This is a genomic window from Calderihabitans maritimus, from assembly GCF_002207765.1.
Taxonomy (GTDB): domain Bacteria; phylum Bacillota; class KKC1; order Calderihabitantales; family Calderihabitantaceae; genus Calderihabitans; species Calderihabitans maritimus.
Genome location: NZ_BDGJ01000111.1, coordinates 110,693 through 112,792, shown reverse-complemented (window position 1 = coordinate 112,792; position 2,100 = coordinate 110,693). Strand labels below are relative to the sequence as shown.

Annotated in this window: 2 protein-coding genes; both read right to left on the bottom strand. The window is 49.6% G+C overall.

What is annotated here, in order from left to right; genetic code table 11:
• Positions 1-375 (bottom strand): CoA-binding protein (locus KKC1_RS09715; protein WP_192868175.1); only part of this gene is annotated, 375 nt, incomplete at its 3' end.
• Between the two features lie 246 nt (positions 376-621).
• A partial coding sequence (locus KKC1_RS09710; RefSeq protein WP_088554258.1) for an aldehyde ferredoxin oxidoreductase family protein occupies positions 622-2,100 on the bottom strand: 1,479 nt, incomplete at its 5' end.

Genomic DNA, 2,100 nt, shown 5'->3' with positions numbered 1-2,100 from the left:
CTGGCGGGCAAGTTCCACTATTTCCTGCTGCAGCTTTTTCCCCTGTTCCCCCGCCTCTGCGAAACCCGAACTAAAGATTATAGCAAACTTGACACCCTTCTTGACGCAGTCCTTCAGCACATCAAGCACGCGACGGTAGTTTACCGCAATAAGGGCCAGGTCTACTTCTTCCGGGACTTCCAATATGCTGGGATAACAGGTGAGCCCTCCCAGTTCCTTGTATTTAGGATTAACCGGAAAAATTTTCCCCCGGTATCCGTGAGTTAACAAGTACTTAATAGGTTTACCGCTGATAGAGGTAAAATCTTTAGATGCTCCTATGATGGCTATAGTGCGAGGATTAAAAAAGGAATCCAGTTCATGCACTGTTTCCATATACCTGTCCTCCTCTAAGTTACTTAAATATTAGTTGCTTAGCCTACTTGAATGCAACATTCATGCCACAAAAGATGTGTTCAAGAGGTACTCTGATAATGAACCAAATCGCTTAGCACAGTAATCTTAACTGCATCTGGGCATTGCTCCAATGCGCATTTGCCCTCATAAGTAACGTGAAACATAAAAAAACCGGGGCAGAATCCCCGGCAAGTTTATAAAAAATGTAGGAGGATGGTAGCAACTTTAAAGACGGAAATTCACCGGCTTTCCTTCCTCGTCCCAACCGCGAATTCGGTAGTAATCATCCAACATTCGGTTGAACTGTTCCTCGCTTATCTGCTTACCGGAAGGTTTAACCGGTTCGGTAAGTAATCTCTTGGGCAACGCGTCATCCTTGCGTCTAAAACCGTTCTCCCAGTTGAACAAGCGCGTTAAAGTGATAATATCATTAGCTTTTCGCCGCAATTCATCTCGGCTCAATTCAAGGCCGGTAGTGGCCTTGACCACAGGTATTAGATCTTCCCATTGAATAAGGTCCCGGAAAAATACGCAAAAAATCATGGTGTTAAAAATGGTCAATCTGTCTTCCCAATCACAATAAAGCTCAGCTTTACCTTCAATAGTGTCGGGATCAATTATTCCGGACAATTCCGCCTTGTAAAAAGTAGCCCTGAGGTGACATGCCCCCCGTGCAGAAGTAGCATAACCCAGCGCCATACCCTTCAGGACCCGGGGATCATACCCTGCAGGCTCTAATCCCTTTACATGTACTGCGACATCTTGCATTCCCAGTTCCCGGCTGGCCCGAACTATTCCCTCGGCTAAAACGTCTCCCAATCCCTGCCGGAATGCTATCTGTTTAACCAGCCGGGCCGCCGCTTCTGCATCCCCGTAACGAATCTGTTCTTTCAGTTTTCCCTGTTCGGTAGCTTCCATAGTGAGGGCGATCAAGTTCCCGGTGGTAATGGTGTCCAATCCTAAACGGTCGCAAAGGTCATTCAGGTGCAAGATCTCGTCCATATTGTCAATACAACACAGCCCGCCGAAGGAATAAATGGTCTCGTATTCGGGCCCTTCCACCTGCAGTCCCCTTCGGGGTCCGTCTTTCACCGTCGTCAGCTTTCCACAGGCCAGCAGGCACCGGGGGCAGGCCCGCGATTTGACCTCATAATTTGCTCTCAGGTAATCTCCGCTCACTTTTTCCCATTGGGAAAACATCCCTTCCGACCAGTACCGGGTGGGAAAAGCTCTTACAGAGTTCATGAGGGCTACCATGACCGGCGTCCCGTAACGCTGGTACGCTTCTACTCCCTTATTGTCCTTCGCCTTGGCGCGGATATCTGACACACACTGGCGCAATAGATCTTCATCTGCCACGGGGCACTGGGCCCGGCCGTGAAAAACTATGGCCTTAAGCTTCTTACTGCCCATAACGGCGCCCATTCCCGTTCGACCGGCTGAGCGCCAGTAATTGTTTTCCAGACAGGCAAACCGGACCAGGTTTTCTCCCGCCGGCCCTATAACCAATGCCTGAGCTCCGGGGAACTGAACTTTCTCCAGCACGGCATCCTCGGTAGCGTAGGTGTCCTGCCCCCAAAGAGAAGTGGCATCGTGAAACTTAACACCCTCATCGCTTATCTCAAGAAATACGGGATTGGATGCTGCTCCCTGAATGATTATCGCGTCATAGCCCGTCCGTTTGATCGCCGGCCCTACTTTTCC